The sequence below is a fragment of the Halobium salinum genome, assembly GCF_026586625.1.
Lineage (GTDB): Archaea > Halobacteriota > Halobacteria > Halobacteriales > Haloferacaceae > Halobium > Halobium salinum.
In genome coordinates this window covers 46210-71985 of record NZ_JAODIW010000005.1, presented here as the reverse complement: position 1 = coordinate 71985, position 25776 = coordinate 46210, and the positions used below count along the sequence as shown (strand labels likewise).

At 68.1% G+C, this 25776-nt stretch carries 21 protein-coding genes; 13 read left to right on the top strand and 8 right to left on the bottom strand.

Features of this window, described 5'->3' with window-relative positions; all coding sequences use genetic code 11:
• Positions 1-755 precede the first annotated feature (755 nt).
• The 3 genes from N5095_RS01785 (at position 756) to N5095_RS01775 (ending at position 4200) form a co-directional block, all read left to right on the top strand.
• Complete coding sequence (locus N5095_RS01785; protein ID WP_267620402.1) at positions 756-1898, top strand: TAXI family TRAP transporter solute-binding subunit; 1143 nt, start codon at positions 756-758, stop codon at positions 1896-1898.
• A 62-nt stretch (positions 1899-1960) separates the two neighbouring features.
• A complete protein-coding gene (locus N5095_RS01780; RefSeq protein WP_267620400.1) occupies positions 1961-3952 on the top strand; it encodes a TRAP transporter permease in 1992 nt (663 codons plus the stop codon).
• Positions 3949-4200 carry a hypothetical protein gene (locus N5095_RS01775; RefSeq protein WP_267620398.1) on the top strand — a complete coding sequence of 84 codons (252 nt, stop codon included), beginning with the start codon at positions 3949-3951 and terminating at the stop codon, positions 4198-4200. Before N5095_RS01780 ends, N5095_RS01775 begins: the two co-directional genes overlap by 4 nt.
• Positions 4201-4249: 49 nt before the next feature.
• Here N5095_RS01775 and scpC read toward each other — a convergent pair whose 3' ends face one another.
• Positions 4250-5722, bottom strand: a complete 1473-nt coding sequence (gene scpC, locus N5095_RS01770) for a succinyl-CoA:acetate CoA-transferase ScpC (protein WP_267620396.1) — start codon at positions 5720-5722, stop codon at positions 4250-4252.
• A gap of 269 nt (positions 5723-5991) precedes the next feature.
• Between scpC and N5095_RS01765 the strand changes: the two genes are divergently transcribed.
• On the top strand, positions 5992-6807 hold the full coding sequence (locus tag N5095_RS01765; RefSeq protein ID WP_267620394.1) for an enoyl-CoA hydratase/isomerase family protein: 816 nt from the start codon (positions 5992-5994) through the stop codon (positions 6805-6807).
• A 32-nt stretch (positions 6808-6839) separates the two neighbouring features.
• Here the strand turns inward: N5095_RS01765 and N5095_RS01760 are convergent, their stop codons facing one another.
• Entirely contained in the window at positions 6840-7979 is a 1140-nt protein-coding gene (locus N5095_RS01760; RefSeq protein ID WP_267620392.1) for an acyl-CoA dehydrogenase family protein, read from the bottom strand.
• A gap of 319 nt (positions 7980-8298) precedes the next feature.
• On the opposite strand from N5095_RS01760, the gene N5095_RS01755 reads away from it, so the two are divergent.
• The 3 genes from N5095_RS01755 (at position 8299) to N5095_RS01745 (ending at position 11784) form a co-directional block, all read left to right on the top strand.
• A complete protein-coding gene (locus tag N5095_RS01755) occupies positions 8299-9666 on the top strand; it encodes a four-carbon acid sugar kinase family protein (RefSeq protein WP_267620390.1) in 1368 nt (455 codons plus the stop codon).
• Positions 9659-10753 carry a 4-hydroxythreonine-4-phosphate dehydrogenase PdxA gene (gene pdxA, locus N5095_RS01750; protein ID WP_390202444.1) on the top strand — a complete coding sequence of 365 codons (1095 nt, stop codon included), beginning with the start codon at positions 9659-9661 and terminating at the stop codon, positions 10751-10753. Before N5095_RS01755 ends, pdxA begins: the two co-directional genes overlap by 8 nt.
• Before the next feature lie 266 nt (positions 10754-11019).
• Positions 11020-11784, top strand: a complete 765-nt coding sequence (locus tag N5095_RS01745) for an IclR family transcriptional regulator (protein WP_267620388.1) — start codon at positions 11020-11022, stop codon at positions 11782-11784.
• A gap of 296 nt (positions 11785-12080) precedes the next feature.
• Here the strand turns inward: N5095_RS01745 and N5095_RS01740 are convergent, their stop codons facing one another.
• The 3 genes from N5095_RS01740 to N5095_RS01730 form a co-directional block, all read right to left on the bottom strand.
• Positions 12081-14021, bottom strand: coding sequence for an archaea-specific SMC-related protein (locus N5095_RS01740; RefSeq protein ID WP_267620386.1), 1941 nt, complete (start codon positions 14019-14021; stop codon positions 12081-12083).
• Positions 14022-14166: 145 nt separating this feature from the next.
• On the bottom strand, positions 14167-14790 hold the full coding sequence (gene rdfA, locus N5095_RS01735) for a rod-determining factor RdfA (protein ID WP_267620383.1): 624 nt from the start codon (positions 14788-14790) through the stop codon (positions 14167-14169).
• A 417-nt stretch (positions 14791-15207) separates the two neighbouring features.
• A complete protein-coding gene (locus tag N5095_RS01730) occupies positions 15208-15579 on the bottom strand; it encodes a VanZ family protein (RefSeq protein ID WP_267620381.1) in 372 nt (123 codons plus the stop codon).
• A 656-nt stretch (positions 15580-16235) separates the two neighbouring features.
• On the opposite strand from N5095_RS01730, the gene N5095_RS01725 reads away from it, so the two are divergent.
• From N5095_RS01725 to N5095_RS01700, 6 genes are all read left to right on the top strand, one after another.
• Positions 16236-17027, top strand: a complete 792-nt coding sequence (locus tag N5095_RS01725) for an IclR family transcriptional regulator (RefSeq protein WP_267620379.1) — start codon at positions 16236-16238, stop codon at positions 17025-17027.
• Positions 17028-17133: 106 nt separating this feature from the next.
• Complete coding sequence (locus N5095_RS01720) at positions 17134-18516, top strand: aspartate aminotransferase family protein (protein WP_267620377.1); 1383 nt, start codon at positions 17134-17136, stop codon at positions 18514-18516.
• On the top strand, positions 18513-18737 hold the full coding sequence (locus tag N5095_RS01715) for a Rid family hydrolase (protein WP_308203521.1): 225 nt from the start codon (positions 18513-18515) through the stop codon (positions 18735-18737). Before N5095_RS01720 ends, N5095_RS01715 begins: the two co-directional genes overlap by 4 nt.
• 108 nt (positions 18738-18845) lie before the next feature.
• A complete protein-coding gene (locus N5095_RS01710) occupies positions 18846-19010 on the top strand; it encodes a hypothetical protein (RefSeq protein WP_267620375.1) in 165 nt (54 codons plus the stop codon).
• Complete coding sequence (locus N5095_RS01705; RefSeq protein ID WP_267620373.1) at positions 19007-20629, top strand: BCCT family transporter; 1623 nt, start codon at positions 19007-19009, stop codon at positions 20627-20629. The genes N5095_RS01710 and N5095_RS01705 overlap by 4 nt, the downstream gene beginning before the upstream one ends.
• Positions 20630-20895: 266 nt before the next feature.
• The gene (locus N5095_RS01700) at positions 20896-22278 is read left to right on the top strand and encodes an aminotransferase class III-fold pyridoxal phosphate-dependent enzyme (protein WP_267620371.1); all 1383 of its coding nucleotides are present in this window, start codon (positions 20896-20898) and stop codon (positions 22276-22278) included.
• 50 nt (positions 22279-22328) lie between these two features.
• On the opposite strand, the gene N5095_RS01695 is transcribed toward N5095_RS01700, so the two are convergent.
• The 3 genes from N5095_RS01695 to N5095_RS01685 form a co-directional block, all read right to left on the bottom strand.
• Positions 22329-22865, bottom strand: a complete 537-nt coding sequence (locus tag N5095_RS01695) for a DUF1349 domain-containing protein (protein ID WP_267620369.1) — start codon at positions 22863-22865, stop codon at positions 22329-22331.
• Positions 22866-22967: 102 nt separating this feature from the next.
• Positions 22968-24236: a threonine ammonia-lyase gene (gene ilvA, locus N5095_RS01690; protein ID WP_267620367.1), complete on the bottom strand. Its 1269-nt coding sequence runs from the start codon at positions 24234-24236 to the stop codon at positions 22968-22970.
• A complete protein-coding gene (locus tag N5095_RS01685; RefSeq protein WP_267620365.1) occupies positions 24233-25513 on the bottom strand; it encodes an amidohydrolase in 1281 nt (426 codons plus the stop codon). Before N5095_RS01685 ends, ilvA begins: the two co-directional genes overlap by 4 nt.
• Positions 25514-25776: the final 263 nt, after the last annotated feature.

Sequence of the window (25776 nt, the reverse complement as noted above, 5' to 3'; positions counted from 1 at the left end):
ACGGCGGTATTTAGTCGGGAGAGAGACCGGCAGCAGGGGGAACGTGTGAGCAAGTTACGGAAGGCCCCGAGTCCTCGACTCGGACGGCTCGCGGTCGTTCGAAAGGCCGGCACCGCCGGCCTATCGTGACGTCGCCGGAGCCGTCGGCTCCAGTTGCAAACCGGAACGCTTCGCGTTCCGGTGATGTCGTCAGAACTCGAAGGGCTCTGACCGCTCGCCGGACGCAGTCCGACAACGACGGGAGGGCTTTGCTCTCTCGAATCATGCCCCTCGGGTCGTTCACTGCGTTCGCTCTCCTGCGGTGCTTGCGTCGTCCCGAGGAGTGCCGATGGCACTTCTCGTGGGCAGTATCCGGAGCGACGGAGCCGTTCCGGTGTGCACGGACAACGCGGCGCGTCTTCCACACTGCACGAGAGCAGCGCTCCCGTGAACGCCGGCCTTCGTCGAGAATCCGGCGACCTGTTCAGTACGGGACCCTCGTGCAGCCCCGACCGAATCCGGCGGCGACGTGCGCGTGACCGTCGAAGTCGATTAATTCTGTCGACGCGCCCGTGACGCGGGCCACACCGCCGCGCCGGCGCAACCGAACGGCGAGCTAGCACGTTGGCCACTGCAGAGCGGGTCTTCACCGCTTTCACGTAGCTTCTCCAATTCCAGCGGCGATATCGCTCGAGAAGTGAACGAGCGTCGCCAACAAACGTGTGCGAAAAAAATGAATAGATTGTTAAGCACGCCGGTATTGTCCATCAATGACGATGTCTGACGAAAGCATGCAGCGGCGCAAGTTCCTGTACGGTGCGGCAGCTACTGGCGTCATCGGCCTGGCCGGCTGTACCGGCGGTGGCGGCTCGGGCAACGATAGCAGTGGCGGCGACGGTGAGTCCGGCGGCGACAACGGCTCGGGCAACGATAGCAGCGGCGGCGACGGCGGGTCCGGCGGCGGCGGTGGTGGCGGCTCGGGCGACCTCTCGCTGCGCGTCGGGACCTCCGCCGGCGGGACCCGCGACGTGGGACTGGCCGTCGAACGCGCCGTCAGCCAGTCCAGCGACTCGCTCGATTACTCCACCATCGAGAGCCCCGGATACATCGGGACCATCTACCGGATGGCTCAGGGTCAGTTCAACGCGGGTATCACCGACAACAACTCCCTGCTCAAGGCACAGGAGGGCCGGGGTCAGTTCTCCGAGCAAGGCGTCGAGCGCATCCCGCATTACGGGTTCTACGCGTTCCCCTACAGCATCTACGTCATCGCTCGGGACGGCACGGGCATCGAGACGTTCGACGACCTCGCGGGCGCGAACGTCTACCCGGCCGAACCGGGCTACTCGACGCGGGCGACGACGCTCGACGTCTGGTCACAAGACCCGACGGCCGACGTCTACGACCAGATGGAAATCCAGAACATGGGCGTCGACTCCGCGCCCGGCGCGATGGAGGAGGGCAACATCGACGCCTGTATCGCCTATGGGACCCCCGGCGTCCGGTACACCGGCTGGGTGACCGAAATCGCGTCGCGGCTCGACGTCCACTACGTCGAACCGACCGACGCGCTCCGTGAGTCCGCCGAGTCCTACGGCGGGGCCGGTGCCAGCACGACGCCGTACAGCGACTGGCAGCTCGGCAACCTGGAGTTCGACACGGACGAGCTGTTCCACTGGGACCTCGAAGTCAACTACACGTTCAACCCCGCGGCAAACAACGACGCCGTCTACGAGCTCTGCCGCGTCGTCTACGAGAACAACGACGTGGTCAACGAGGGCGAGGCCCAGTTCAACGACTTCGCCAACGTCGAGGAGATGTACGGCTCGGCCCGCGAGAGCATCCCGGTCCACCCCGGTGCGGCCCAGTACTACAAGGACAACGACGCGTGGGACGACAGCCTCACTGTCGGTGAGTGAGCGATGCAGAGCGCGGCGTCCCTCGGTGACGGACGCCGACCAACACATAGGTCCAATCAATAATGAGCACACAAACTGAACACACTGATCACTCCTCGGGGCTCCTCCAGGGGCTGGAGGTCTCGGTGACGGCGGCCGCACTTCTCTTCTGGGCCATCGTCATCTGGTGGTCCACGACTCAGACGTGGTCGACGGTGCGATACGCGACGGTGTTCGTCGGCGGTATCATGACGGTGTACGCCCTCAACGAGACCCGCGAGGCGCTGGTAGACGGGGACTGGATAGACGGCGCGGTACTGTTGCCGGCGTCCATCGTCCTCATCTCCGCGTCGGCGTACTTCGCGGTGAACTTCGAGCAGGTGTACCTCCTCCGACAGGGGTTCGCGCTCGAACACGAGTACATGCTGGCGCGGCTCATCATCATCTCCCTGCTGTATCTGACCTGGCGGGAGTTCGGGAACCTGTTCCTCGGGCTGGTCATCGCGGTGATGATATACGCCCTCTTCGGGGACGCCGTCCCGGGCGTCCTCGGGCACGCGGGGATGACCGAGCTGACCCTGCTGCAGGCGACGGTGACCGACCTGTACGGGTTCTACGGCTCGCTCACGCAGCTGACGGCGTCGTGGATCGCACCGTTCCTGCTGTACGCGGGTCTCCTGTTCGCCTACGGCGCGTTCGATCTCATTCTGCGCATCGCCATCGTGGCGGCGCGGTACGTCAAATCGGGCGTCGCACAGACCGCCGTACTGTCCTCGGCCGTCATCGGCTCTATCAACGGTTCCTACACCGCTAACGCCGCGATGACGGGGTCGTTCACCATCCCGACGATGAAGGAGAGCGGGATGGCCGGCCACCGCGCGGCCGGCATCGAGGCCGTCGCCTCGACTTCCGGGCAGGTGCTCCCGCCGGTCATGGGGGCCTCGGCGTTCGTGATGGCGTCGTACCTCGGCGTTCCGTACCTCAACATCGTCGTCGCGGGACTCATGCCGGCGGCGATTCTGGTGGCCTCCATCGGAATCGCGGTCCACTACACCGCGATCAGCGACTCCAGTAGCCAGGAGATGGAGTTCTCGGAGTTCTTCGCCGACCCGCTGTCGAACCAGGAGAAACTGTTCGAGGCGGTCCGGTTCGGGATTCCGTTCGGCCTGCTCATCTACCTGCTCGGGTTCGCGCAGTACACCGTGATGACCTCCGCGCTGTACACGGTCATCGCCATGGTGATTACCGGTATCACGATACCCGTGCTCCAGAGCTTCGCGACCGGTTCCGACGAGGGTCCCGGCAGCACGCTCGTCTCGCAGGTGCGCAAGACCGTCTTCGGCTTCCGCCGCGGGGCCATCATCCTCGCGCCCATCGCCATCATCCTCGTGGTCATCAGCGGCGTCGTCAACATCTTCGGGACGACCGGCGTCCCGGCGAAGATCGCGCTCCTGATGATCAACATCTCGGGCGGCGTCCTGCTGTTCGCCGTCCTGCTGGGGATGGGCGTCGCCATCCTGATGGGCGTCGGGATGCCGACTGTGGCAGCCTACGTCATCGTCGCCATCCTCATCGTGCCGACGTTCGTCTCCGACTTCGGCGTCGCCGAGATCACGGCCCACTACACCGTCTTCTACGCGGCCATCTTGGCAGGCATTACGCCGCCGGTGGCCACGGCGGCGGTGGTCGCGGCCGGCATCGCCGAGGCGAACTTCTGGAAGACCTGCGGGGCGGCCATCAAAATCGCCGCGCCGCTGTTCGTCCTCCCGGTCGCGTTCGTCTACAACCCCGGACTCGTCGCCATGGACGTCGGTCTCACCACCCTCATCGTCGGGACGCTCGTGATGTTGGGTGCGATCACCATCATCTACGGGCTGAACTACCCGTTCCAGATGAGCCTCGGCAAGCGCACCCTTCTTCGGGCCGGGCTGGCCATGCTCGGCGTCCTCATCATGGCGTATCCGGGCAGGCTCGTGAAGATCGTCGGCATCCTGGTGTTCGCCGGCATCTTCGTCGGTGAGAAGGTGATGAACTACGGCCTTGAACTGCCGTTCAACAGAGGTGCAAGCCCATGAGTTCGAACGAGGAATCCCCGGAAGCGATGGCAGAGGAATCGATGGAGAACGCGGGCGGGCTCGGAGAGATCGTCCCCGAACCGCTCATGCCGGCGTGGCGGCAGTTCGAGCGCGTCCAGTCGTTCCGCGAGCGCCACGGCGAGACGTACGTCACCGTCCTCGAAGTCCTGACCGCCGTCGTGCTCACCGGCGGCTACATCTGGTGGGTGTACCTCTACCTACTCGGCGGCTCGGGCGCGCCGCTCTGACTGCGCTCGCCGCTCTCACCGCCATTTCTCCGAAAATAGGGGGACCCGCCTACTGCCACGCCGCCGCGCGTTCGACGTCGTGTGGGACGTGACTGTCCTGTTCTCGCACGTCGTCTAAGTACGCCCACAGGTCGTCGGCGAACGACGGGTGGGCGCAGTTCTCGATTATCAGCTCCGCTCGCTCGACCGGCGAGAGGCCGCGAACGTCGGCCACGCCCTGCTCCGTGACGAAGACGTCGACGTCGTGTTCGGTGTGGTCGACGTGGAACGTCATCGGCACGACCCGGGAGACGTCGCCGCCCTTCAGGCTCGACGGGAGCGCGCAGACGGTGACCAGCGAGTTGCGGTTGAAGTCCGCCGACCCGCCGACGCCGTTTATCATCCGCGTTCCGCCGACGTGCGTGGAGTTGACGTTGCCGTAGATGTCGAACTCGATGGCGCTATTGACGCCGACGACCCCGAACTGGTCGATGAGCCCCGGGTGGTTCGCCACGTCGGCCGGTCGGAGGACGACTTCCTCGGCGTAGCGTTCGACGTCGGCGAAGAGACGCTCCTGTCCCGCCTCGGTGAGCGCCATGGACGTCGCGCTGGCACACTCGAGCCGACCGGCGTCGAGCATGTCGAGTAGGCCGTCCTGGATGAGTTCGCCGAAGTACACGACGTCGCGGCCGCCGAAGTCGAGTTCCTTCAGTTCGCCCATCAGCGCGTTCCCGAGCGACCCGACGCCGAACTGGAGGTGGATCGCGTCGTCGAACACCGGCGACCGCTCCATCTCCGCCGCGAGGAACGACCCGAGGTTGGTCGCGATGGCGAGGTCGTCGTCGGTCGGGTCCCGAAACGTGTACGTCGAGTCGGCGATGTCGGTCTCGACGACGCCGACCAGTTTCCCGGGGTCGAAACTGACGTGGTTCGTCCCGATGCGCTCTCCCGGGTCGGTGAGCGGTATCGGCTCCCGGTCTGGCGGCTTCCCGGGCCGGTAGACGTCGTGGAGCGCCTGCAGTTCGAGCGGCTGCGTGCGGTTCAGTTCGACGACGAGTTCGTCGGCCGCGTCGACGAACGCCGGCACCTGTCCGAGGGAGGTCGACGGGACGAACCAGCCCTCGCCGACGGCGACGGCCTCGACCACCGCGACGTCGGGGTCGACCAGGCCACCGTACTGCACCTCGTCGCCGAGGGAGGAGGCGTCGCGGTCGCTGAACGCGATTTCGCGTCGGTTGCTCGCCGCTCTGGCGCTACTGGAGAACTGATAGCTGAAGCGTCGTGCGATGGCGCCCGACTCGACGAGGTCGACGTCGATTTCCTCGCCCACGTTGCCGCTGTGGACGACGGTGAGTTCGAGGTCGCGGTCGTCCTCGGCGAGTGCGAGCGGGACCGCTTTCGGGTAGCCGACGCTCCCGAACCCGCTGGTGAGCACCGTCGCGTCGGCCGCGATGCCCGCCGCGGCGTCGGCCGCGTCGACGAGCGGGAGGTCACCGTACAGCCGGCGTTCGACCGGCCCGCCCTCCGGCGGCGCGCGAGTCACGAGTGCGTCCCTCCGAGAGACCGTCGAGGCGAGTCGGCCGTGCGAACGATACGACTGTCGCTGGTGGCGGTCCTGCCGCCACCGTCCGTGAGGGTAGACATTGTTGTGGGTAGTTGACGGCGCAGCGGCCGGCGACGCGCGCCGTAGCGCCCGCTGTCGCTCGGACTGACCGCCGATAGGTAGTCGCTACTCGAACGACTGCATCTGAGATAATAAATCGTCGGGTACGTACCGCCGAGCGAACGACCCGCGACCCGACGACTATCTATATGTGGGAACGGACCGACGACGGGAACGTGGAGACCTACGAGGATATCAGCTACGGCGTCACCGACGGGATCGCGACCATCACTATCGAACGCCCGGACGTCTACAACGCGTTCACGCGGAACACGGTGCTCGAACTCAACGACGCGGCGCGGACCGCAGAGGACGACGAGGACGTCTACGCGGTCGTGCTGACCGGGGCCGGGAAGGGATTCTGCTCGGGCGCGGACACGACGGAGATGCCCGACTGGGACGCCCAATCGCCCGAGGAGTACGGCGCGTTCCTCTGGCTCATCCAGCAGTTCGTCTGGAACCTCCGGACGATGGCGACGCCCTCCATCGCCGCCGTCAACGGCCCGGCTATCGGCGCCGGCTGTGACTTCGCACTGGCCTGTGACCTGCGCGTCGTCGGCGACGAGGGCGTGATGCGCGAGGGGTTCGTCAACGTCGGACTGGTCCCCGGTGACGGCGGCGCGTGGCTCCTGCCCCGCCTCGTCGGCGAGTCGAAGGCCCGCGAGTACCTGCTCACCGGGCGGGACATCACCCCCGAGGACGCCGTCGACATCGGTCTCGCCGTCGAGCGCGCCGACGACGCGCTCTCCGCGGCCGGCGACCTCGCGGCGGAGATCAGGGACAAGCCCGCGACGGCCGTCCAGCACACGAACCGGCTGGTCGACCCCCAGCAGAGCTTCGACGAGTACTGCCGGAAAGCTGCCGAGTACCAGTGGGACTGCGTCGTCGACGACGAGCACAAGGAGGCGGTCGCGGCGTTCAACGAGGGCCGCGAGCCGGCGTTCGACCGGTCGTACGACGACTGAGACCGGAGGGGACGAGAGAAAGAGCGGGTCGGCTACCGTTCGGAGACGACCGGGAGCCCGTCGTCTTTCAACGCGCCGGCGATGGTGTTCAGTTGCATCTCGTCGGTGCCCGCGGCGATGCGCCTGCTCCGCGCGAAGCGATAGAGGTGCTCGAGCGGGTGGCCCTGCTGGTAGGCTCGAGCGCCGACGATCTGGACGGCCTCGCTGACGACGTCCTCGGCGACTTGCGAGCAGTGGAGCTTCGCCGTCGAGGTCTGTAGCCGCGGCGGGGCCCGTTCGTGTCCCTGCGCGCCCGCGGCGGACATGTACACCAACGAGGCGGCCGTCTCGACCTGTCGGTACATCTCGGCGAGTTTCCACTCGATACCCTGGAACCCGTCCAGGCGCTGGCCGAACTGCTCGCGCTCGCCGGCGTACGCTAAGGCCTGCTCCAGCGCCGCCTCGGCCCACGCGACGGTGAGAATCGAACTGCCGAGGCGTTCCCAGTTGAGCGACACCAACTGCTCTTTGAAGGCCCCCTCCCCGCGGGTGAGGACGTGCGTCTCCGGAATCACGACGTCGTCGATGGTGAAGTGTGTCTGTGCGTAGCCGGCCATGTTCGTGTACACCTCCTCGATTTCGACGCCGGGGTCGTCGAAGGGGACGACGACCGACCCCAGCCCTTCCGGAAACCGGACCCACGTCACCGCGGCGTCGCCGAACGGGACCCCGCCGACCCACGTCTTCTCGCCGTTACAGACTAACTGACCGTCCTCCTCGGTCACTTCCGTCGTCATCGACCCGACGTCCGAACCGGCCTCGGGCTCGGAGATGGCGATCGAGACGAAGCTCTCCCCGGCGGTCACGGCGGGGAGGAACTCGTCTTTGACCGCCTCGGACCCGAAGAGGTCGATAGCCCGCGGCGCGACGGAGCTCTGCATGTAGGTGAACCAGCCGGTGTCGGGACACACCCGACCGACCGCCTCGGTCAGGAGCATGGCCGTCACGTCGGACAACCCCTGCCCACCGTACTTCTCGGAGATAGAGGGGCAGTACAGGTCCGCTTCCGCGAGTCGATGGAGGTTCTCCCACGGGACGTCGCCGCCCCATGTGTAGGCCTTCTCCTCGAACTCCGCTGCGACCGACTCCGCACGCTCGGCGTAGTCGCGTTGCTCCGCTGTCAAACTTCGCATCACGTACTCTTTCGAATACCACAGCATAAATGGTCGGTATCGCTGGCCGGGGTCCTCCGTGTACGCCTCGATGAGTGACCGGGCAGCTACGTCCGTTCGGAGCCATCCCTGGTCGCGTCGGGGCTATCCCCCGTCGCGTCTCTGACCGGCTCAGACCGTCGCGACGAGCGTCTCCCTGCCGAGGTCCACCCCACCACGGCTGTTGGGCGGTCACCGTCCCTTCCCCGTCCGGAAGGCGCGAAACTGAACACCGCCGTCCGCGCGCCCCGCAGTCCCACTCATCCGAGCGTTTTTCGCCCCTCACCCCGAACTCGCTGCCATGACTCGACGGGTGTTGGTCGTCGCGGACGACCTGACGGGGGCGATGGACACTGGCCACGAGTTCGCCGCCCGTGGCTGTCGGACGACGGTCCAGGTGGGTGGTGACGATGGGGACGGCCCGGCGGAGGCCTCGGCCGACCAGTCGGACGACGATGCCTCGGTGACGGTGGTCGACACCGACTCCCGGTACGCCGACGCCGACGCGGCGCGGGAGTCGGTGGCTACCGTCGTGCGCGAAACCGTCGCCGCCGACCCGGACGCGGTGGTCTACAAGAAGGTCGACTCGACGCTCCGGGGGAACGTCGCCGCCGAGGTTACGGCGGCGCGGGCGGCCGCGGACCGCCCGCTCGCCCTCGTCGCCCCGGCGTTCCCCGCCAACGGCCGGCTCACGGCCGAGGGTCATCACCTCGTCGACGGCGTGCCCGTGACGGCGACCGCCGCCGGGGACGACGCGAAGGCCCCGGCGACGTCGTACCTCCCCCGTCTGCTGGGGGAGTCGGAGGGTGGGCGGGAGCGAGCGTCCGTCCCCCGTATCGCGTCGGCCACCGTCGCCCGCGGTCCGGACGCCGTCGCGGAGCGCCTCGGCGCTCTCGCGGCGCTCGACGCCGGGAGGTCGTCGGGGTCGTCGAGGCCGGCGGCCGGCACGCTCGTCGCCTGCGACGCCGTCCACGACGACCATCTCGCCGCGCTGGCCGACGGCGCCGACCCCGGTTCGGTCGTGTTCGCCGGGAGCGGCGGGTTGGCCCGGCACGTTCCGCTCCCCGACGACGGGTCGCGACCTCCGACCCTCGACCCGGCGACGGCGGCCGACCGGCGTGCGCTCGCGGTCGTCGGCAGCGTGGCGGCGGCGACGCTCGACCAGGTGGCCCGGGTCCCGGACGACGCGGTCGTACGACTCGACGCCGCGGCCGCGGTTCGAGAACCCGAGGCGGCGGCGACCGACGCGGCGGTCGCCTGCCTCGACCGGCTCGAAGCGACCGGACAGGCGCTCGTCACGGCCGCGACGGACCGGGACGACGTGACGGCCGCGCGCGAGGCGGGACGGGCGGCCGGCGTTCCGCCGGACGGCGTCGGGGAACGAGTGGCGACGGCGCTGGCGGCGACGGCCGCGGCGGTGTGGCGAGACGCCGACCCGCCGCCGACCGACTCGCTGCTCACCGGCGGTGCCGTCGCCCGCGCGACCCTCGACGCGCTCGACGCGGCGGCCGTCGCCCCGGTCGGTCGAGAACTCGGCGCCGGCATCCCGGTCGGGCTGGTCCGCGGCGGCGTCGCGGACGGGACGCCGCTCGTGACGAAAGCGGGCGCGTTCGGCGGCGACGGCGTAATCGCTAACTACCTCGGCGGTGAGGTGACTGACGATGCGTGACTCCCGTGACAGCGACGACGCCGCGGCCGCCGACGGGTCGGGCGCTCGCCGGCCGCTGGTCGGCGTGACGATGGGCGACCCGGCAGGTATCGGTAGCGAGGTGATCGTGAAGGCGTACCCGGAGCTGAGAGACCGCGCGGACGTCGTCGTGGTCGGCGACGCCGACGTGCTGCGCGACGCGGTCCGCGTCTGCGGGAGCGAACTCGCGGTCCGTGCCGTCGACGACTTCGGGGCGGCGCGGGGCGGGTCCGGAGGCGCCGTGGACGGCGCCGGGACCGACGCGGTCGGCGCCGACGCGATTCCCGTCCTCGACCTCGACAACGTCGACGACCACGCCTACGGCGAACTCCGCGAGGCGTTCGGCCGGGCGAGCCTCGAGTACGTCGAGCGCGCCATCGAGGGCTGCGTCGACGGGTCGCTGGACGCCATGGTCACCGCTCCTATCAACAAACAGGCGACGCGCATGGCCGGCAGCGAGTACGCCGGACACACGGGGATGCTCGCCGACTACACCGACACGGAGGACTACTCGATGATGCTCGTCGAGGACGACCTCCGCGTCACGCACGTCAGCACGCACGTCCCGCTCCGCGAGGCCTGTGACCTCGTCACCGAGGAGCGCGTCCGGACGACTATCGACGTGACGGACGCGGCGCTCAGGGACCTCGGCGTCGACGACCCTCGAATCGCGGTCGCGGGGTTGAACCCACACGCGAGCGACGGGGGCCTGCTCGGCGACGAGGACGACGCCGAAATCGCGCCCGCGGTCGAGTCGGCGCGCACGGACGGGGTCGACGTCGTCGGCCCCGAGTCGCCCGACACGGTGTACGTCGCGGCCGCGGCCGGCGACTACGACTGTGTCGTGTCGATGTACCACGACCAAGGCCACATCCCCATCAAACTCCTCGGCTTCGAGCAGGCCGGCGGCGTCAGCGGCGTCAACGTCACCGTCGGACTCCCGATTATCCGGACGAGCGTCGACCACGGGACGGCGTTCGACATCGCCGGCCAGGGCGTCGCGTCGCCGACGAGCATGGTCGACGCCGTCGACGTGGCCGTCCGGATGGCGCGGAACCGGTCCCGCTGACGGCGCCGTCCCACTCCGACTTCCCGGCCGACCACGTTCTCGCGCCCCCCGCCGAGCAGTCGTCGCTCCGAGAACTCCCGTTCACACCGACCGAACACGTCGCTCGAACGGCTGGCCTCCGAGACGGCGACCGAACTGGCCGGATACGTGCCACTCGCTCCGTCTGAAAGGGATGCGTCGGCCGTGTTAAATCATGCGCTTCCCGTAATACGTTCAGTAGAACGGAACAAGTGTTTTGTAGCTCCGTGTGCATGGGTGTTTCAACCATGGCAACGAAACACGACGTCACCATCGACGCGACCGAGACCACCTTCCGCATCCTGGAGATGCTGAAGGAGCTCGATGGGGCGGGGGTCACCGAGCTCGCCACGCGACTCGACATCCCGAAGAGCACCGCTCACAACCACCTCGTCACCCTGCGGGAGAACGAGTACGTCGTCAAGCACGGGACGACGTACCGCGTCGGACTGCAGTTCCTGGAGTTCGGCGAGCACACCCGCAACCGGATGAAGATATACGACGTCGCGCGGCCGGAGGTGGAGGCGCTGGCCGAGCAGACCGGGGAACTGGCGAACCTCCTCGTCGAGGAGCACGGTCTCGGCGTCTACCTCTGCCGTGCCCGGGGCGACCAGGCGGTGCGCGTCGACACCTACGCCGGGATGCGCGTTCACCTCCACTGTACGGGCCTCGGCAAGGCGATGCTCGCACACATGCCGGAGGAGCGCGTCTCCGAGATTCTCGACCGGCGGGGACTCGAACCGCGAACCGAGACGACGGTCACCGACCGCGACACGCTCGAAGAGGACCTGGCGGCGATTCGCGAGCGCGGGTACGCCATCGACCACGGTGAGCGCCTCTCGGGACTGCGCTGTATCGCCGCCCCGGTCACCGACGACGACGACGTCGCCGTCGGCGCCGTCAGCGTCTCGGGCCCCTCGAGCCGCATGAAGGGCGAACGGCTGGAGACCGAAGTTCCCGAACTCGTGATGAGCGCCGCCAACGTGATCGAACTCAACATGTCGTACTCGTAGCTTCGAGCGGAAACCGGACCGCTCGGCCCGACTTTTCGCGCTTTTTGAGGCCCCGACCGTCCGTCCCCGGACGGCCTGGCCGAGACGCATCGTCGTTCGGTCGCCAGAGACGATGCAAAACGACGTTCGGTTCACTCGAACGGTAGCTCGCCCCGACGTCACCCGTCGCTGTCGCCTCCGGGTGGCGGTGGTCCGACGTCGGGGCCGATTCCGCCTGCCGGGGTCGGCAAGAGAGGGCAAGAGCGGGTCGAGAAACGCCAGTCCGGGGCGAAAACGGGGCCTCAGCGGCCCCCCGCTCAGATGCCGCTGACGCGCCGGTAGTCGTCGTCGAGCGCCTGCTCGTCCTCGGGGAGCAGCGCGACGACCGAGTAGTCGGCGTAGTCGCTGAAGTAGTCCACCAGTTTGGCGATGCGGTCGGAGTCGATCGCCTCGAGGGAGTCGAGGACGATGAACGGGAGCGTCTCGTACACCTCGTGGACGAGGTAGCCGGCCAGCGCGAACACGAGCCCGGTCACCTCGCGCTCGGACTCGCTGAGGTGGTCGACGGTGTCCTCGTACGCCGTCCCGGCCTCGTTCGTCCGAACGATGTGCAGTTCGAACTGCGTGCGCTCGACGTTCCGGCGGCCCTCCCGCACCGTCCGCTCGACGCGTTCGATCCACACTCGGTCGAGGTTGTCGTACTCGAGAATGTCGAGGACGGTCTCGATGTGGGTGTTGAACTCGGCGACGGCCTGCTCTTCGATCTGGTCGATGCGGGTCCGCGCGTCGGTCAGCGCGTCCGAGACCTCCTCGCGCTCCGCTTCGAGGGCCTCGCGGTCCGCGAGGCGCCCCTCGAGTTCCTCGATCTCGTCGACTACGTCGTCGAGGTCGCTCTGGAGTCGGCCGACCGCGAACTCTATCTCGTTTGCTTCCTTGTGTTTGTCGAGAATCTCGCCGAACTCGTCGTCCTCCAGCTGGTCGACCTCGCCCTCCAACCGCTCGAGCTCGGCTTCCACGTCCTCGCGCTCCGCTCGGAGCTCCTCCCGGCGCTCGCGGCGGGAGTCGAGTTCGCTCTCGGTGCGGTCCAGCTTCGAGCGTAGCTCGGCCCGTCGCTCGCGCTCGGCGTTCGCCGACTGGAGCTCCTCGCGAAGCTCGGAGAGGCGGTCCTCCGTCGTTCGGATGGATTCGAGCTTCTCCTTTCTGAACCCTTTCAGCCGGTCGAGGGTGCGCTCGATCTGCTCCTTCTCGACCTCGCTGCCGCAGGTCCAGCACACCGTCTGGTCCTCGATGAGCTGGTCGGTGACGGCGCCGTCGTCGTCGACGTCCAGCGCCGAGCGCACGTCGGTGCGGTCCCCCTCGAGCATCTCCTCGTTGAACTGGACGACGTTCTGGAGTTCGGTGACGACGCCGTCGAGCGTCCGCTTTCGCTCGCGGAGCCGGTCGATCTCGCGCTCGACGTCGTCGACGTCGACGTCGGTTTCGGCCGGCATCGAGTCGAGTTCGGCCTCCACTTCCTCGCGCTCCTCGGTGAGCGACTCGATACTGCCCGCCTCCGTCTCGATGCGCCGGCGTATGCGGTCGAGTTCGGAGCGAGTCTCCCGGAGTTCGTCGAGTTTCGCCTCCAACTCGTCTCGCTCCTGGCGGGACTCCTCGACCGTCGCGTCGAGGTCCTCCAGTTCGGACTCGGCGGTCTCGAGTTCCGCACGCCGCTCCTCGATCTCCGATTCGAGGCTCGACCGCTGCGACTCGAGCTCCGGGAGTCGGCGTTCGACCTCCTCGAGCTCCTCCAGGTCGTCGTCGATCTCCCGCCGCTCGCGTTCGAGTTCGTCGATCTCCGCCCTGATGGCGTCCGTGTCGATGGGGCGCATGATGATTTCGCGGAGGTCCTCGCCCCGGGCGACCGCGCGTCGTGCCTCGTTCTCCTCCAACAGGAACGCGAACAGGTCGGCGACCTCGGGGTCGTCGAGATAGGGGTCGCCGCCGAGGGCGACGCCACCGCCCGTCCGGCTGAGCGTCCGCGTGTACCGCTCGTCGTCGACGACGAGTTCCACCTCCCCTTCGTCCGCGTCACCCTTCAACGACGCCCGGTCGCTCCCGAGACCGAGCATGATCGCCTGCAGCAACGACGTTCGGTTGGTCGCGTTTCGCCCGGCGAGGATGGTCACGCCGGGCTCGAAGCTGACCTCCGCCTCGGAGATACCACCCACGTTTCGGGCGTGAACCGTCACGCTCCCTTTCGAAAGCTCTTCCGTACTCATGTATAGCCAACTGGGGGTTGGGGATAGTTAATTCTACTGCTGGGCGCGTCGGTCAGCGAGCGCTCGAACCAAATCAGCGGGACGGAGCCGCAGTCGGGCGGTTTTCGGGTTCGAGCGGCCGGTCAAAATAACACCACTAACAACGTTAGTCACCCGACTCACACTCACAGCCCCCGGCGTTCAGGAGCGCATCGACCTCGTACTGGGTCTCGCAGTCCTCACAGTAGACGGTGATGGCCGTCCGGACCCGGAACGACCCGAGCGTGAGTTCGTCGGACGAACGGAGCTGCGTCAGTTTCTGTTCGACCACCGCAGTCGTACGCCCCACGAGACGGGCGAAACTCGACCGAGCGCGTTCGACGCTGTCGCCGTCGTCCGCCTCGTACTCCGCGCCGCGGACGTCCTTGAGGAAGGTCCGAATCGCCTGGTAGGTGACGAAGTCCGTCATGAGACGCTCCACGTCGACTCCTTCCCCCTCGAGCCGGGCCGTCACCTCGGTCTCGACCCCTCGGCTCACGTCCTCGTCGGTGAGCAGACGGTAGACGTTCTCCACCTCGCCCTCGAGGGGGTCCATCCCGGCGTCGCGCATCGCCCGTTCGAGCAGGCGCTCGTTGAACGCGTCCGCGAGGGTCCGGAGGCTGTCGCGTTCGCCCGACTGCCCCGTCCAGCGGCGCTCGAACTCCTCGCCGATGCCGTCGAGGCCGTACTCTCCGATCAGCCGACCCACTTTGGTACGGCTCGGGGGGTCCGCCGAGTCGCTGTCGGTCATGATGTCGACGATGGGGATGCGAACTCAAGTAGCTCCCGGTTCCGTCGTCGCTCACCGGTGGGTCCTCGTTCCCGGTCGCGGCTGGCCCCCGCGGACCGGTGTTCGACCCCGTGGCCGGCTCAGTCGAGACCTCGGCCCGCGAGTCGTGATTGTACGGACCACCGAACCCGCAGAACGTTCCGAACGTGTTGGGAGTCGTAGAACGATTCCACACGAGCACGCTGGCGAGACGGTACGTCAGCACGCGAGAACCACGGCGACGCGCCGGAGCTGGCCGCTCCGGGACACGCGACGGATGCGGGCGCGACGGGAGCGGTGTGCTCACTCTACACGAGTGGGGGGCGAGCGCCGCCACCTGCCGGCGTCATCGACGGATTCGGCCGAATAGAACTCTCGCACGAAGCCGGGACACCGAACTCACTCCGAGCATCCGGTCGCGAGGAGGACGCCGAGGAGAGAGCCGACGACGCCCGCGAAAACGTCCGCACGTTCGAACCCTCTCCCCGGGACTGCCTCCTGTAACAGCTCGGTGCAGGTCCCGAAGCACAGCGAGAGCAGGACCGCGGCCAGTGCCGACCGACCGTCCGGGCGCCCCTCGCCGAGCGCGCGGAGGAACACGGCCGTCAGGCCGAAGTGACCGACGGCGTGACCGAGTTTGTCCGGACCGAGGGGGCCGAATGACGCGTTCTGTCGCCGGGGGAGCGGGACGACGGTACCGACAAAGAGCAGGAGGGCGGCGACGAGCGTCGGCAGCCACCGATTCCACTCCTCCGTTACTCGCGGGGTCATTGCCGACCGTACGGGCCCACGCACGATGAATCTGCGTCTCACGGCTGGACCGTGGAGTCGCGACCGATACTCGCGACGACCGGCGAGTGACTCGGACGGCGACGACACACTCGAACGACCCTCTCCCGTCCGCACGCCGACCGTCTCGTCAGACACCGGTAGTCGGGTCAACCCGTCCGGGCGCAGCCGTCACGACCGTCCACCCTGCCGACGCTCGTCGCCACGCTCTCCGCCTCTCGACACCCCCACTTGGCAGTCCGGCTCTGCCGAACGACAGATGAATACCCCGTCCATAATGTCTTCGCTCACCTGATTTGGGCGACTCGACTCGCTACAGCTCTGACTCGGTTCCTGGGAGCCGAACAGTTATACAAGAAAAGGACAGAAGGGACGACTCGACGGACAATGACACGGAGTCACACGGAATCGGAGCGACGAATCACGGTACCGACCGGGACGAGGCGTCGGACCGAGTACAAGAACGTTCGCCTCCCACGAACGAGTTGTCACTGTACAAACTGGTCGATACGTTGCTCAGTCGGCTCCCTTACGTTGTTCCTCTCTATCGCGCGGCCACCCGGCACAGGACGGGTCGGTCGGCACCGGCTCACCGTGAGGCACGAACGCATTTAGGGGCGGCCGTTCGATGTGTGGACATGACACAGCCGGACGGGGAACAGGTGCTACAGACGACCGCGGCGTCGCTTCGTATCGTCGAGCACATCCTCGAACTCGGCGGCGCGAGCCTGCGCGAACTCGTCGAGGCGACGGGGTTGGCCAAGAGCACCGTCCACAGCCACCTCCACACGCTCGCCGCGTACGGGTACGTCGTCAACGAGGACAACCGGTACCACCTCGGTGCGAAGTTCTGTCACCTAGGGGACTACGTCCGGACGCGCAAGGAGTACCACCGGGTCGCCGAGGAGGCGGTGGCGTGGCTCGCCAACGAGTCGACGATGGACGCCGACTTCGCCGTCGAGGAGCACGGCCGGGTCATCTCGCTGTACGGCGACCTCGAATTCGCGAACTCCCCGCGCTTTCTCGTCGACGGCAGCCCGTTTCACGTTCACACGACCGCGTCCGGGAAGGCCATCCTCGCTCACTACGACGAAGAGCGCGTGCGGAAGATACTCGACCGCTGGGGGCTCCCCGCCCCGACCGAGCGCTCCATCACGACCGAGGAGGCGCTGTTCGCGGAGCTCGAGCGGGTCCGCGAGCAGGGGTTCGCCGAGAACGACGGCGAGGCGATAGAGGGGTTCTGGGCCGTCGGCAAGGCCGTGCGCTCGCCTCGCGGGGAGGTGTACGGTTCGCTGAACCTCAGCGGCCCCGCGTACCTCGTGGACGACGAGACGCGGGCGGCTCAGGTCGAACTGCTCGAACGGGCCGTCGACCGCTTCGAACGGGAGGCCGCGGCGATGTACCGGACCCCCGAAGACCGGGGGGAGTGAGCGAAGTCGGCGACTCGGGCGGGGACTCCAGGTCGACGGGCACCGTGTCCACTCACCGTGGGAGACGTGGGCAAGCTATTTAGCACTGTTACACGTTGTCGCGGCCATGGGCGCAGGTCCGCCGATTCAGGAGCTCCACTACGACGACGCACCGAACGTGGACACGGTCCCGGGACCGAACTCCCGGCGCCTGCTGGAGCGCCAGCGCGAGGTCGACAGCAGCGCGGTCGCCTACCCGGAGGATATCCCCGTCGCCTTCGAAGAGGGCAAAGGGGCGACCGTCCGCGACGTCGACGGCAACACCTACATCGACATGTTCGCCGGTATCGGCGTGTTGAACGTCGGCCACGCCAACCCCTACGTGTTGGACGCGGTCCACAAACAGGCCGACAAACTCGTCCACACCGTCGACTTCCCCACCGAGGCACGCATCGAACTCATCGAGAAGCTCGACGAAATCGCACCTGGGGACCTCTCCGGGAACAACCGGGTCGTCTTCGGCGGCCCGACCGGGAGCGACGCCATCGAGGCGTCCATCAAACTCGCGAAGTACAACACCGAGGGTTCGGGGCTGGTCGCCTTCCGCGGCGCCTACCACGGCGCGACCAGCGGCGCGATGAGCATCACGGGCAACAAGAAGTTCAAGGGCAACTATACACCCCTCCTCTCCGACGTGGTCCACGCGCCGTATCCGAACCCCGTCGAGATGGGGAAGTCGCCCGAGGCCGCCGTCGAGCACGCGCTCGAGGAGGTGCAGGCCATCTTCGAGGACCCCTACGGGGGGCTCGCCAACCCGGCGGGCATCTTCGTCGAACCCATCCAGGGCGAGGGCGGCGTCGTCGTCCCCCCGAAAGGGTTCCTGCAGGGACTGAGGGACGTGGCGGACGACCACGGCGTACCGTTGGTCTTCGACGAGATTCAGAGCGGGCTGGGTCGCTCCGGACAGTGGTGGGCCAGCGAGTGGGAGGGTGTCACCCCCGACGTGATGACCTCCGCGAAGGCGCTCGGCGGCACCGGCTTCCCCCTGTCGGCGACGATCTACCACGAGGACCTCGACACGTGGGACGCCGGCGACCACGCCGGCACCTACCGCGGTCACGTCGTCGCGATGCGCGCCGGCACCCGCACCATCGAGTACATCCAGGAGCACGACCTGCTCGCCCACGCCCGCGACCTCGGCGAGTACATCCGCGGCCGGCTACGGGAAGCCGGCGAGGGGAACCCGCACGTCGCCGACGTGCGCGGTCGGGGGTTGTTCGTCGGCTGTGAGTTCGTCGACGCCGAGGGGAACCCGGCCGACGACGTCGCCGACGCGGTGCAGGACTACTGTTTCGAACACGGCGTGCTCGTCTGGAAGGCCGGCCGCCACGGCAACGTGCTTCGACTGCTCCCACCGCTCGTGCTCACCGAGGAACTCGCCGAGACGGCGCTCGACGTGATAGTCGACGCCATCGAGGCGGCGACGACTGCGACACAGCGCGCCGACTGACCACGGGCGACTACCTTCCACTGACTCCCATCTACCGACCACCTTTCACCGACCTCGACGACTACGGCCGGGTGAACGGGGCCTACGGCGGAGCGTTTGACGGGGAGCCACCCGCCCGCGTCTGTGCCAAGGCGTCGCGCCTGCCCGACGACGTGCCTGTCGAGGTGGACGCAGTCGCGTACCCCGGCCGAAGGCGTCGGCTCCGCGGTCGGCGCCCGTAGCGGCTCTGCTCCCGTTTCGACCGGTTCGAGCGACCACAACGTTTATTCGGTTCGTCACCGATTATCGTGCCGAACGGCACCGTACCACACGGTTCCGAGGGAACTCCCATGCGACCGACAGCATACGACCGGCGACACGACCGGAGCGGGGTACAGTCCGTCCGTCGACCGACGGCGGGCGGCGGACGGCAGACGCGGCGGGGAGCCGTCGACGGGGGCGACCGGGTCGCGGCCGGCGCGGCCACGCGTGACGACGGGGGTGAGCGACGGTGAGCACCTCGGACGGGGCGATTTCCGAGTTCCTCGAGGAGGTCGAACCGGTCATCTTCGGAGCCGGGGCGCTCATCACCCTGTTGTTCGTCGCCGCTTTCGCACTCAGCCCGGACGCCGCCTACAACGCCGTCGACGGCGTACGGGTGTGGATTCTCGCGCAGTTCAACTGGTTCTTCCTCCTCGTGATGCTCGGGTTCGTCCTCTTTCTGGGCTTCGTCATCTTCGGGCCGTGGGGCCGGCTCAGACTCGGCGACGACGACCCGGAGTACAGCTACTTCTCGTACTTCACGATGATGTACTCCGCCGGACTGGCGGCGGGCATCGTCTTCTGGGGGCCCGCCGAGGCGCTGTTTCACTACTCCTCGGTGCCGCCGCTGTACGACGTGCCCGCGGAGTCGGCGGCGGCGATGCCCGTCGCCGTCCAGTACTCCATCTTCCACTGGAGTCTGACCCAGTGGTCCTGCTTCACCGTGATGGGGCTCGCCATCGGCTACTTCGTCTACAACTACGACGCGCCGCTGCGCGTTTCGGCGGTGTTGACCCCGATTCTCGGCGCCGACAACGTCGACGGCCCCCTCGGGAAGGCCGTCGACATTCTCGCCGTGTTCGCGACCCTCGGCGGGGTCGCCACGTCGCTGGGGTTCATCGGGAGCCAGTTCATCACCGGTCTCGACTTCCAGTGGGGCATCCAGCTCGGCGACATCGGCACCATCCTCGTCATCACCGGGATGACGGTCATCTTCACCGTCTCGCTCGTGCTCGGCGTCGACCGCGGTATCCGGCGGCTGTCGAACTTCAACATGGTGCTCTTTCTCTTGCTGATGGTCGCGACGCTCGTCTTCGGGCCGACCATCCGCATCCTCGAACTCGGTACCCAGGCGGTCGGCGGGTTCGTCGGCGAGTTCTTCGAGATGAGCCTCTACACGCAGGCCGCCACCCAGGCCGGCGACAAGTGGGTCAACGCGTGGACGGTGTTCTACTGGCTGTGGCCGCTGGCGTGGTCGCCGTTCGCCGGGCTGTTCATCGCCCGCGTCTCCCGCGGCCGGAGCGTCCGCGAGGTGGCCTTCGCCGGCATCGGCGCGACCTCGATGGCGACGGTTCCGTGGTTCGCCATCGTCGGCGGCACCGGCGTCATCATGCAGAACTCGGGGACCGCGAACATCCTCGGCCCCGTCACCGAGTACAGCGAAGCCGTCTCCGGCTACGTGCTGTTCGGCCAACTCCCGCTCGTCGGCCCCCTGCTCCTGTTCGGGTTCCTCATGCTCGTGACGACGTTCTTCGTCACTTCGGCGGACTCCTCGACGCTCGCCGTGTCGATGATGACGACCGGCGGGAAGGAGCACCCCTCTTCCATCAACCGCGTGTTCTGGGCGCTGCTTCAGGGTGCCGTCGCGTCCATCCTGATGGTCGTCGGCGGCGTCAACGCGCTCCAGTCGGCGGCCATCATCACCGGCGCACCGTTCGCCGTGGTCTGTCTCGTCGCGATGCTCGGGCTCATCCGGACGTTCCAGGCCGAGACCGGCGGCGTCCTCCTACAGGACCGCACGAACATCTTCGGGAAGCCGAGCCGGAGTGACGGGGCGGCGGGGAGGTCCCAAGTGGCACAGGACGACGACTGAGCGCCACGACGAGCACGCGCTCGTGCGTGCTCGTCTCGCCGACGTGGTGGTGTGACGACCACCGGGACTGAGCGCAACGACGGGCGCGCGTTCGTGCGCGGCCGCCTCGCTGACGCGGTGGTGCGACGATTCCGTCGGTGAAGGCCAGCCGAGCGTCACGACGCGGCCGAACTCGCTCGCCCGTCGGAGTCACGGCGGCCGAATCGTGTCGTGTGCTCGGTCGTGTCGTGGTAATCTTTAACTCACCTCGGTCGTATCTTGGTGGCATGGACAGGGACACCGCCGAGCCGACAGCGGAGGCGCTGCCCGGCCCGAACGCCCGGAAGTGGATAGCGTTCCACGGCGAGCACGCCGCCCCGAGCGAGTACTCCCACGAGTTCGTCTGGGACGTGACAGCGGAGGCCGACGGCCCCTTCGTCACCGACGTGGACGGTAACGTGCTGCTCGACTTCACCAGCCACATCGGCGCCGCGCCGCTCGGGTACAACAACGAGAAGATGCTCTCGAAGCTCCGGGAGTTCGACCTCGTCGAGCCGATGAAAATCGCCGGCCAGGACGTGTACTTCGGCGCCGGCCCCGACCCGAAGACCGCCGAGTTCCCCGGCTCCAGTCACCTCATGCACCGACTCGTCGAGGCGACGAGTCACTACGGTATGGACACGGTGTTCCTCTCCAACTCGGGCGCCGAGGCCGTCGAGAACGCGGTGAAAATCTGCCACGACCACGCGCCCGCCGCGAAGTACGGCGTCGCGTTCTCGGGGAGCTTCCACGGCCGGACGCTGGGGACGCTCTCGCTCACGAAATCCAAGGACGTGTACACCCGCCACTACCCGCAGATTGCCGGCATCGAGACCGTGCCGTTCTGTGCCGACCGCGGCTGTGACGCGGCGTCGAGTGCCGGCTCTCGGGCCGACGACTGCGGCTGCGGGTTCTTCACCGGCGACGGCTCCCAGTTCCGGAACGCCCTCACCCCCGAGGGCGGCCACCTCGACCCCGCGGAGGTCGCCTTCGCGGTGCTCGAACCCATCCAGGGCGTCGGCGGCTACCGCTTCCCGAGCGAGGCGTTCATGACCGAGGTCGGCGACGTGTGTGCGCGACACGACATCCCGCTCGTCGTCGACGAGATTCAGTCCGGCGTCGGTCGGACGGGCGAACTGTGGGCCTCGGACCACTACGATATCGAGCCGGACGTAATCGCGAGTGCGAAGGGGCTGCGCGTCGGCGCGACCGTCTCCCGTGCCGATCTGTTCCCGAGCGAGAAGAATCGCCTCGGCTCGACGTTCGGCGGCGGCGACCTCCTCGCGTCGATGCAGGGGGCGTTCACCCTCGACGCTATCGAGGAGTACGACCTGCTCGACAACGCGACCGAGCGCGGCGAGCAGGCCAAAGAGTTCCTGCGCGACGACGCTCCCGACTGCGTCGTGGACGTGCGCGGGAAGGGGTTGATGCTCGCCGTCGAGTTCGACACGGCCGAGCGACGGAACGAGGCGGTGGAACAGGCGCTGCGTCGGGGGCTGCTCACCCTCGGCTGCGGGAAGAAGACCGTCCGCTTGCTCCCGCCGCTGGACGTCACCGAGCGGGAGATAGACCTCGGAATCGGACTGTTCTGCGAGGCGGTGGACGCCGTGGCGTCGAAGGCGCCGATGTAACGAAGGCCGGGGAAGGGTCCGACAGACGACGAGGCCCCTGACCCACTCGCTCACTCGCTCTCGACGACGAACCCCTCGAAGGTGCTACGGAAGCCCTCTCCCTGCGGGGCGGCCGCCATCGGGCCGACGTGGAGGCTGTCGGCGTCGCTCAGGTACGCCTGTCTGATCATCGCGTAGGAATCACCGTCACGCGAGAACGATACCTCGACAGCCGGACCGGTGCGTTCGACGCGGAACCACACCGAGTCGGGGTCGTCCTCCAGTGGTACGACCGACCAGTCGGACACTTCCCGTGTCACGACAGCGCTCGCCTGCTGGACGCCGTCGACGAGCTCGATCCCGCACTTCAGCCACGTCTCCTCGTCTTCGCGTACCATCAGACCCGCTTGGTCGTACAGCGTCGCGTACTCCCCGGCGACTTCGACCGTCGCGGTGAAATCCCCCTCGACCTCCTCGTAGCGAAAATGCCCGTCGTCCGCGACGAAACCGTGGACGGTGACCCGCCAGAAATCGGTGTCGCCGTCGGCGTCCACCACGAGTTCGTCGTCCGCTTGGCTCCACGAGGTCGGTTCGTTGTACCAGTCCATGTCCGAGCGTCTCCACGTCCGTCGATAAGCCTCCCGGTAGCGTATTCGGACGGCCGGCGTTTCACACGACTACCCCGCACAACTGTTCGCGGACACGGAGCGTTACTTTGGCCCCTGCTGGGGCGGTGGGTCCCGGACAATCGCCACCCCGTCGAGGTCGTCGAGCGCCGCCAAGACGTCCGCGAGGTGGTCCGGGCCGCTCCCCGCCAGCCCGACCGTCACCGGCACCCGGTTCGGGTCGTCGCCGCCGCCCCGGCGGACGCGTTCGAGGCTGTCGAGTTCGGCCCCTTCCGCTTCGACCGTCTCCGTCACGTCGCCGAGACGCGTCGGCCAGCCGGCGAGTGCGAGACGGGCCTCGACGTAGCGACCCAGTTCCAGGAGCCCGGTCCGCGTCAGTTCGGCGTGGGCGGTGAGGTCCGTGTTCCCGCCGGAGACGACGGCGACGACGTGTTCGTCCGCGACGTCGACCGCTCCGGAGAGGAGCGCGGCGACGGGGGCCGCACCGGCCGCCTCGGCGACCGTCTTCGCGCGCTCGGCGAGCAACGTCGTCGCGACGGCGAGCTCGCGGTCGCTCACGGCGACCACGTCGTCGACGCGCTCGCGAATCACGGCGAACGTCAGGTCGAGGAGACGCGCGTCGGCGATGCCCTCAGCGACCGTGTCGACCTCGTCGAGGCGGTGGATGCGGTCAGCCTCGATGGAGGGCTTCGCGTGGGCGGCCCCCTCGGGCTGGACGCCGACGACCCGTACGTCGGGGTCGTGGGCTTTCAGTGCGGTCGCGACACCCGAGACGAGCCCGCCGCCGCCGACGGAGACGAGGACGGTGTCGAGCTCCGTCGTCTGCGCCAGCATCTCCAGTCCGACCGTCCCCTGCCCGGCGATCACGTCGGCGTCGTCGAAGGGGTGGACGAACGTCGCCCCGCGTTCGTCGGCGAGGTCGCGGGCGCGTTCGTAGGCGCGCTCGTAGTCCGCACCCTCGACGACGACCTCGGCGCCGTACCCCCGCGTGGCGTCGATTTTCGCGGCGGGGGTCACTTCGGGGACGACGACCGCCGCGTCGACACCCAGTAGTCGACCGGCGAGCGCGACGCCCTGTGCGTGGTTGCCGGCGCTGGCGGTCACGACGCCGCGCCCGCGGGCGTCCTCGTCCAGCCGCGCCATCGCGTTGTACGCGCCGCGAATCTTGAACGAGCCCGTTCGCTGCGTGTTCTCCAGTTTGAGCCCCACCGACGCCGCCTCCGACCGCTCGGCGAACGTCGTCGACCCGTCGAGCGGTGTGCGATGGACGACCCCGTCGAGGCGCTTCCGGGCCGCTTCCACGTCGGCGAGGGTGACCACGTCGTCGGCGGCGAGTTCCGAGTTCCCGCTCACGGTCCGTCCTCGGCGACCGCGAGGATGGACTCGGTCAGTAGGTCGACGCCGTGGTCGAGGCTCCGCTCGTCCACGTCGAACGTCGGCGTGTGGTGGCTGGTCGGGTGGTCGGTGCCGACGACGAGGTACGTCGCGAGCCCCCCGTCCGCCTGGACGCGGTTCATGAGGAAGGTGGCGTCCTCGCTGGCGCCGAAGTCAGCCGCCGGGAGCACGGTGTCGACGCCGTCGACGCCCTCCGCCGTTTGGGCGACGACCTCGGCGAGTTCGGGGTCGCTGTCGGCGCGGGGGCTCTCGCTCTCGACGGTGGCGTCGGCCTCACAGCCGTGTAGTTCGGCGGCCGTCTCGAAGCGGTGAATCAGCTCCGACTTCGCGTACTCCATCACCTCGGTCGTCTCCCCGCGAGCCTCGGCGACGGCGTCGACGTGCTCGGCGATGACGTTGCTGGCAGTGCCACCCTCGACCCGGCCGACGTTCACCCGCGTCATCCCCTCCGAGTGGCGGGGAATACCGTACACGCTCTCGATGGCGGTTCCGAGGGCGTGAATCGCGTTGTTCCCCTCCTCCGGTGCCTTCCCGGCGTGCGCCGAGGTGCCCCGGATGTTCACGTCGACGTGACACATCGCGAGGGGCTTCTGGATGCCCGCCACCACCTCGCCGGTCGGGTGGTCCAAGCCGACGTGGACCGCGAAGAGGTAGTCCAGGTCCGCACAGTACGGGCTCTCGGCCATCGGGTGGCCGCCCCCCGAGACCTCTTCGGCGGGCTGGAAGAAGACGACGAGCCGTCCGGAGAAGTCGCTCTCGGCTATCGCTTCGAGCGTCGCCAACCCCCACGTCACGTGGGCGTCGTGGCCGCAGGCGTGCATCGTCTCGCCGGTTTCCGAGCGGAACTCCTCGTCCGCGGGGAGGTGACCCGGCTCGCCGGACTCCTCGATGAACAGCCCGTCGATGTCGACGCGGAGGCCCACGGCCGGACCGTCGCCCCGGTCGAGGACGGCGACGGCACCGGTGTTGCCGCCCGCCATCGTCGTCAGTAGGTCGTCGTCGACGCCGCGTTCGCGGGCGCGCTCGAACCACTCCTCGATTCGGTCCTCGGGGGGAATCGCCATCCGGTCCTCGGGGTCGTACGCCTCGGGGCCGACGGCGAGTTCGTCGACGCCGATTCGCTCCACCTCCTCGACCAGCCTGGCCGTGGTCCAGAACTCACACCACCCCGGCTCCGGGTAGCGGTGGAGGTCGCGACGGAGCCCCGTGAGTCGCTCGCGGATGGGGTCTGGCATGGCCGCCACTAACACACCCCACACACTTAACTGTGGACGCGGCCGCTGGGGCTCGTGTTTCGGGAGCGACTCACCGAGCTGGGAGTGGGACGACGACCGCCAGCCTTCCGATACGGGGTGGGACTCCGGAAGGGGCCGTGCTCGCGGCGAAGGCCGGCGTTCACGAGAGCTTCGCTCTCGTGAGCCCACGAGAAGTGCCGACGGCACTTCTCGGGACGACGTAATCACCGCAGGCGAGCGAACCCAGTGAGCGAGCCGAGGAG

Excerpts from the sequence above, each read along its gene's own strand:
- N5095_RS01785 (WP_267620402.1), top strand. The coding sequence starts at position 756 with ATGTCTGACGAAAGCATGCAGCGGCGCAAGTTCCTGTACGGTGCGGCA.
- N5095_RS01780 (WP_267620400.1), top strand. The coding sequence starts at position 1,961 with ATGAGCACACAAACTGAACACACTGATCACTCCTCGGGGCTCCTCCAG.
- N5095_RS01775 (WP_267620398.1), top strand. The coding sequence starts at position 3,949 with ATGAGTTCGAACGAGGAATCCCCGGAAGCGATGGCAGAGGAATCGATG.
- N5095_RS01765 (WP_267620394.1), top strand. The coding sequence starts at position 5,992 with ATGTGGGAACGGACCGACGACGGGAACGTGGAGACCTACGAGGATATC.
- N5095_RS01760 (WP_267620392.1), bottom strand. The coding sequence starts at position 7,979 with ATGCGAAGTTTGACAGCGGAGCAACGCGACTACGCCGAGCGTGCGGAG.
- N5095_RS01755 (WP_267620390.1), top strand. The coding sequence starts at position 8,299 with ATGACTCGACGGGTGTTGGTCGTCGCGGACGACCTGACGGGGGCGATG.
- pdxA (WP_390202444.1), top strand. The coding sequence starts at position 9,659 with ATGCGTGACTCCCGTGACAGCGACGACGCCGCGGCCGCCGACGGGTCG.
- N5095_RS01745 (WP_267620388.1), top strand. The coding sequence starts at position 11,020 with ATGGCAACGAAACACGACGTCACCATCGACGCGACCGAGACCACCTTC.
- N5095_RS01740 (WP_267620386.1), bottom strand. The coding sequence starts at position 14,021 with ATGAGTACGGAAGAGCTTTCGAAAGGGAGCGTGACGGTTCACGCCCGA.
- rdfA (WP_267620383.1), bottom strand. The coding sequence starts at position 14,790 with ATGACCGACAGCGACTCGGCGGACCCCCCGAGCCGTACCAAAGTGGGT.
- N5095_RS01730 (WP_267620381.1), bottom strand. The coding sequence starts at position 15,579 with ATGACCCCGCGAGTAACGGAGGAGTGGAATCGGTGGCTGCCGACGCTC.
- N5095_RS01725 (WP_267620379.1), top strand. The coding sequence starts at position 16,236 with ATGACACAGCCGGACGGGGAACAGGTGCTACAGACGACCGCGGCGTCG.
- N5095_RS01720 (WP_267620377.1), top strand. The coding sequence starts at position 17,134 with ATGGGCGCAGGTCCGCCGATTCAGGAGCTCCACTACGACGACGCACCG.
- N5095_RS01710 (WP_267620375.1), top strand. The coding sequence starts at position 18,846 with ATGCGACCGACAGCATACGACCGGCGACACGACCGGAGCGGGGTACAG.
- N5095_RS01700 (WP_267620371.1), top strand. The coding sequence starts at position 20,896 with ATGGACAGGGACACCGCCGAGCCGACAGCGGAGGCGCTGCCCGGCCCG.
- N5095_RS01695 (WP_267620369.1), bottom strand. The coding sequence starts at position 22,865 with ATGGACTGGTACAACGAACCGACCTCGTGGAGCCAAGCGGACGACGAA.
- N5095_RS01685 (WP_267620365.1), bottom strand. The coding sequence starts at position 25,513 with ATGCCAGACCCCATCCGCGAGCGACTCACGGGGCTCCGTCGCGACCTC.